The 6,000-nt window shown below is 73.7% G+C and carries 5 protein-coding genes; 3 read left to right on the top strand and 2 right to left on the bottom strand.

The annotated features are described in order from the left end of the window. The first annotated feature begins 100 nt into the window (after positions 1–100). A complete protein-coding gene (locus tag TR50_RS19825) occupies positions 101–1,024 on the top strand; it encodes an ADP-ribosylglycohydrolase family protein (protein WP_084700582.1) in 924 nt (307 codons plus the stop codon). 66 nt (positions 1,025–1,090) lie between these two features. On the opposite strand, the gene TR50_RS19830 is transcribed toward TR50_RS19825, so the two are convergent. Next, complete coding sequence (locus tag TR50_RS19830; RefSeq protein WP_042422900.1) at positions 1,091–2,551, bottom strand: MFS transporter; 1,461 nt, start codon at positions 2,549–2,551, stop codon at positions 1,091–1,093. 317 nt (positions 2,552–2,868) lie between these two features. Here TR50_RS19830 and TR50_RS19835 point away from each other — a divergent pair, with 317 nt between their 5' ends. Both TR50_RS19835 and TR50_RS19840 read left to right on the top strand, forming a co-directional pair. Next, positions 2,869–3,870, top strand: a complete 1,002-nt coding sequence (locus TR50_RS19835) for a glycosyltransferase family 2 protein (protein WP_160311136.1) — start codon at positions 2,869–2,871, stop codon at positions 3,868–3,870. A gap of 199 nt (positions 3,871–4,069) precedes the next feature. Beyond that, positions 4,070–5,248 carry a serine hydrolase domain-containing protein gene (locus TR50_RS19840; protein ID WP_052441120.1) on the top strand — a complete coding sequence of 393 codons (1,179 nt, stop codon included), beginning with the start codon at positions 4,070–4,072 and terminating at the stop codon, positions 5,246–5,248. A gap of 46 nt (positions 5,249–5,294) precedes the next feature. Here TR50_RS19840 and TR50_RS19845 read toward each other — a convergent pair whose 3' ends face one another. Beyond that, positions 5,295–5,852 carry a hypothetical protein gene (locus TR50_RS19845; RefSeq protein WP_042422906.1) on the bottom strand — a complete coding sequence of 186 codons (558 nt, stop codon included), beginning with the start codon at positions 5,850–5,852 and terminating at the stop codon, positions 5,295–5,297. Positions 5,853–6,000 lie beyond the last annotated feature (148 nt).

The following is a 6,000-nucleotide window of genomic DNA, read 5'->3' on the forward strand; positions in this document are numbered from 1 at the left end:
GCAATCGGAGTGGCATGGCCTTGTCGAGGCGGACGTGAGCCAAGATCACGAGTCCGAAATCGGTCGCTAGCTGGGGCGATCGCATCGCAAGATTGAGGTGATGACCTCCGACCCTCGAATCTCCGCTCTCGAATCTGCTGCCTCTGCACCACGCGGCCGACTTGCTGCGATCCGCGACTCCCTCATCGGCCTCGCCACCGGCGACGCCTTCGGCGCCCAGTTCTTCGTCTCCGACAACCTGCCGGCCCTGCGGGCCCGGCGACTGCCGCCCGGCCCCTGGCCCTGGACCGACGACACCGAGATGGCCTGCTCCGTCGTCGACGTCCTGGAACGCTGCGGCGGGGTGGAACAAGACGCGCTCGCCCGCGCGTTCGCCGAGCGGCACGACTTCGACCGGGGGTACGGACCCGCGATGAACCGCATGTTGCGGCTGGTGCGGCAGGGCGGCGAATGGCGTGAGCTCGCGGCCGGGCTGTTCGACGGCCAGGGCTCGTGGGGCAACGGCGCGGCCATGCGGGTCGCGCCGCTCGGTGTGTGGTTCGCGGGGGATCCCGGGCGGGCGGCGCAGCAGGCACGGCTGTCCGCAGAAGTGACGCACACCCACCCCGAGGCGGCCGCCGGGGCCGTCGCCGTCGCCGTCGCGGCGGCGGTGGCGGCCCGGGGTGCCAGCGGGGAGGAACTACTGCGCACGGCGACGGAGCTGACGCCGCCCACCCGGGTGCGCGACGGGCTGGCGGAGGCGGCCGGGCTGCTCGCGCAGCCGCACGCCGAGTACGCCGCGCACCGGCTCGGCAACGGACGGCAGGTCAGCGCCGCCGACACCGTGCCGTTCGCGCTGTGGTGCGCGGCCCGGCACCTGGACCGGTACGAGGACGCGCTGTGGGCCTGCTCCTCCGTCGGCGGAGATGTGGACACCAACTGCGCGATCGTCGGCGGCGTCGTCGCGGCGCGCGTCGGCACCGACGGCATTCCGCGGGCGTGGCGGGAGGCGACGGAGGCGCTGCCCCGGTGGGCCGCCCGCTGAGTCCGGGCGCGGGGCCGGGCCCGAGGCCCGGCTGATTCCGGCCCCGAGTCCGGGCCTGAGGTCCCCTCAGACCGCGGAGCGGTCGGGGGCGTCGGCCGGGAGGGCGACGTCGGGCGCCGGCGTGGCGGCTTCCGGGGCCGGCCTGCGCAGCGGGATGCAGGAGGCGACGGCCGCGGCCACGAGCGCCACGCCGCAGCCGACCAGCATGCCGGTGCGGAACCCGTTCGCGGAGGGGAGGGTGTACGGGCCGAAGCGGGTGGTCATGTGGGAGAGGACGACCCCGACGACGGCCGCGGACAAGGTGGTGCCGATGGAGCGCATCAGCGTGTTGAAGCTGTTGGCCGAGCCCGTCTCCGACAGCGGGACGGCGCCCATGATCAGGGCGGGCATCGCGCCGTACGCCAGGGCCACGCCGCTGTTGACGACGATCGAGGCGGCCAGCAGGCCCCAGGTCGAGCCCATCAGCGGGACGGTCGTGCCGTAGCCGACGGCGATGACGAGGCTGCCGACGACCAGGGTCGTCTTCGGGGTGCGCGCGGCGGAGAGCTTCGCGCCGAGCGGGGAGACGAGCATCATCATCAGGCCCGCCGGGGCCATCCACAGGCCCGCCGCCTGCATGGACTGGCCGAGGCCGTAGCCGGTGGCCTTGGGGAGCTGGAGCAGCTGAGGCGAGATCAGGGCGGAGGCGTACATCGCGAAGCCCACCACGATGGAGGCGGCGTTCGTCAGCAGCACCTGGCCGCGCGCGGTGATCCGCAGGTCGACGAGCGGGGAGGGGGAGCGCAGCTCCCACCAGGACCAGGCGAGCAGCACGGCGACGGCCGTCGCGATCAGCCCAAGGGTGGTGCCGCTGCCCCAACCCCAGTCCGCGCCCTTGGAGACGGCGAGCAGCAGGCAGACCAGTCCGGCGCCGAGCCCGACCGCGCCCGGGACGTCGAAGCCGCCCTCGGCCCGCGCGGGGACGGAGGGGACCAGGGCCCAGATCAGCGCGCCCACCAGGACGCTGAGCGCTCCGGCGGCCCAGAACAGCACGTGCCAGTTGGCGTGCTGGGCGACGGCGGCGGAGACGGGCAGGCCGAGCGCGCCGCCGATGCCGAGCGAGGAGCTGATCAGCGCGATCGCGGAGCCCATCCGCTCGGGCGGCAGCACGTCCCGCAGCGTGCTGATGCCGATGGGCACCAGGCCCGCGCCGATGCCCTGGAGGCCGCGGCCGACGATCATCGGCGCGAGGGAGCCCGCCGTCGCGCAGACGACCGAGCCGGCGATCACCGGGACCATGCAGACGAGCAGCATCGGCTTCTTGCCGTGGAGGTCTGCCAGGCGTCCGATCGCCGGCGTGGTGACGGCGGCGGCGAGCAGCGTCGCGGTGACGGCCCAGGACGCGTTGCCCGCGGTGGTGTGCAGCAGCGTCGGCAGTTCGCCGATCAGCGGGACGATCAGGGTCTGCATCAGTGAGACGACGATGCCTGCGAGGGCCAGCACGCCGACGACGACGCCGGTGCGGGGAGCCGGCTGCGAGCCGTCCATGCGGTACTCCTTGCGATGACTGCGAGCGTGACGGTGGAACGAGACGGTGGAGCGTGACGGTAGGGCGTGGCGTGGAGCGATATGCACAGTACATAGACTGTGCGTCATGCACAATCGATGCATCGTGAACGCCACTCGGGCGTGATCGTCCGGCGGGTCCCTCGCCGCGCGGTCGCGTCCGGGTCGACGGGCTCCGGAGGTGGTCGTGTCGAAGATCGGGTGGCGGTGTGAAGGATTGCGGGAGTTTGCATAACGATGCATCCCGTGGTCGTTATCGATCTTGTGGGCGGCCTCCGCGCGCCCTAAGTTCCCGTGGCGTGTTCAGCTCACCTTTGATCAGCGTCATCGTCGCCGCGCACGACCTCCAGGGCTCCCTCACGACCTGCCTGCAGTCGGTGCTCGCGCAGTCGTTCCGGGACATCGAGGTCATCGTCGTGGCCGACCCCTCCCCTGAGTGCCCGTCCGATGTGATCGGCGCCGCGGAGCGCGAGGACGAGCGGGTCTCGGTCGTGCGCCTGGACACCGTCGCCTCCGTCGGCGCGGCCAGGAATGCGGGCGCGGCGCGGGCCGCGGGCGCGTACCTGCTCTTCCTCGACGCCGACCACGTCCTGTGGGACGGCACGCTGCAGGCCATGGCCGACCGGCTGCGCACCTGCGACGGGCCGGACGTGCTGCTCTTCGGCCACACCCGGCTGCACCGCGGCCGCTCCTGGCCCGGCGGCGCGGCGGAACTCCTGGCCGGACAGGGCACCACGGCCTTCGACCCCGCCGGCCAGCCCCAGCTGTTCGGCGCCCCCGCCTACATGTGGGACCGGCTGGTCCGCCGGGACCTGTGGCTGCGGGCGGGCGCGTCCTTCCCCGACGGCCTGCACGAGGAGATCTCCGTCCAGCACCGACTGATGCTCGCCGCGTCCACCGCGGTCGTGCTCAAGTGGGACTGCGCGCAACTGCGCCGTCGCCACACCGCCCACCCGGTCGGCGGCCCGGACGGCACCCACTTCGACGTGTTCGACCGCTACGAGGAGAGCTTCGGCCTGCTGGAGGCCCAGGGCCGCAGCGACGTCGTCCCCCACCTCTTCACCCGGATGGTCCGTCAGTACCTCTTCCTGCTGGCCCTGTCGGACTGCATCCCGCGGTCCCGACGTCAGGACTTCTTCCAGCGGGCCGCCGCCCACTACCAGCGCTACGTCCCCGAGGGCTACGAGCGCCCGGCCGGCAAGGAGGGCGTCAAGTTCCAACTCCTCGCCAACGGCGGGTACGCGGCCTTCCAGACGGCGCGCGTGTCCGCCGTCGCCCGGGGCGTCCTCTCGCGCTCCTGAGGTCCGGCGGGGCGACAGGACGGGCGACGGGACGGGCGGCGGGGCGGGCGTACGGCGGATCCGGCGCGGGGGGTCGTCGCCTGGGGTTGTCCCCAGGGCGCCCTCGGGGGTCACCGCCATGGGCGCAAGCGGTCGACCGCTGCGAGGCTGGGCTCAGGAACCAGGAACCACCGCCGCCCCCCATGACGAGGTCTCACTCATGCGCCGCCCCCGCGTTGTCCTGTCGGCCGTCGTCACGCTGCTCCTCTGCGCGGCGGCCCCCGCAGGCCCCGCTGCCGCTTCCGACGCCCAGCATGCCGTGCCGTCCGCGCCGCCCCCGCCGCTCCCGGCCGTCCTGCGCACGGCGACCGCCCAGGCGGTCGCCGACGGCTACCCCGCCGCCCTCGCCTACGCCCGGCGCGGCGACGCCGACGCCACGGCCGCCGCGGGGCGGGCCGACGTCGCCACCGGACGCCCGGCCGAGCCCGACGACCGGTTCCGGATCGCGAGCAACACCAAGTCCTTCGTCGCCACCGTGCTGCTCCAACTGGTCGCCGAGCACCGGCTCGGCCTGGACGACAGCGTGGAGACGTGGGTGCCGGGCGTGCTCTCCTCGCTGGGCGACGACGGCCGCCGGATCACCGTCCGCGAGCTGTTGAACCAGACCAGCGGCGTCTACGACCCCACCACCGACCCCGCCTTCTTCGCGCCCTACCTCCAGCGCCACGAGATGGGCTACGTCTACACCCCGCGCGAGGTGGTGGCCGAGGCCACGGCCCACCCGCTGCTCTTCGCCCCCGGGACCCGGTGGAGGTACTCCAACACCGACTACCTGCTGGCCGGGCTGGTGATCGAGGCGGTCACGGGGCGCAGCGCGGGCCGGGAGATCTCCGACCGGATCCTGCGCCCGCTGGGCCTGACCCACACCACGCTGCCGCTGACCGACCCGCAGATCCACGGTCGCCACCTGAACGGCTACGACCTGGCCCAGCGCGACGTCACCGTGTTCAGCCCGTCGTATGACTGGACCGCCGGCGCGATGATCTCCACGCTCGGCGACCTGGCCGCCTTCGACCGCGCGCTGTTCGCCGGTCGGCTGCTGCCCCCGGTCGAGCAGCAGGCCCTGGAGACCGTCCCGGACGTGCCCGGGAACGACGGCTACGCGCTCGGCGTGACGCGGTCCGCGGTCGACTGCGGCGACGGCCGCCAGGCGGCCGTCTGGGAGACCGACGGCGGTGGACCCGGCTTCACGAGCATCTCGCTGACCTCGGCCGACGCCGACCGTCAACTGATCCTGGCCGGCACGGTCTTCGACCTCGGCCAGGATCTCCGGCACCAGCGTCCGGTCCCGGCGTCGGGCGCTTTCGGGCCGGCCCAGACGGCGGTGTTCTGCGACTGAGCCGGGCGGGGTCTGCGGGCAGGCCGGACGCTCGACGGCCGGGTCGTCAGCTCGGCTGGGCCACGGGAGACGGCGCGTTCGGGTCGCTCGGGTAGGTGCCGAGGTTGTAGAACCGCCACGAGTGCAGCGACTCAGGATCGGCCAGGTGGATCTCCAGCACATCGCGCGCGCCATCGGCGTAACGGATCGTCACCGAGGCGTCCGCGGTGTCCGAGGGGTTGGGCGCGAGCGTCACGATGGCGGGCCCGGCGGCCGCGTCACGGCTGTGGGCGAAGTCGGCGGCGGAGAAGCCGGTCGGCCCGCCGTTGTCGGTCGACGGAACCACAGCTCGGAGTTCGCTGTCGCTGTGGTCGGCGAGCCCGCGCAGGTAGCAGCGGACCAGTCCGGCCTCGTCCGTACTCGCGTTCTCGATCCGGGCGGACCAGGAACACGACGGCGCGGACGCGTCCGGCCCGGCGAGGGCGTCCGCGACCTGCCGCCATCCGGCGGGCAGGGCCCAGACCCCGAGCGACACGACCGCCGCCGCGGACAGCGCGACCGCGCCGAACCGAAGCGCCCAACGCCGCGACCACTTCCCCTCGGCACCGACACCGTCGCTCGCCATACCGTCCCCCGTCTCCCGCGCGCACCCGCTGAACGGCAGGCGCCACCGCTCACTGATCACTGTGATCACTGTCCGGACAGCGAAATGGTACGGCCTGCCCGCCCAGGGCAGTCGGGCCCGCTGCCCCCGCCGACAGCGGCGGAGCGGC

Origin of the sequence: Streptacidiphilus anmyonensis, from assembly GCF_000787855.1 — a bacterium.
GTDB classification, from domain to species: domain Bacteria; phylum Actinomycetota; class Actinomycetes; order Streptomycetales; family Streptomycetaceae; genus Streptacidiphilus; species Streptacidiphilus anmyonensis.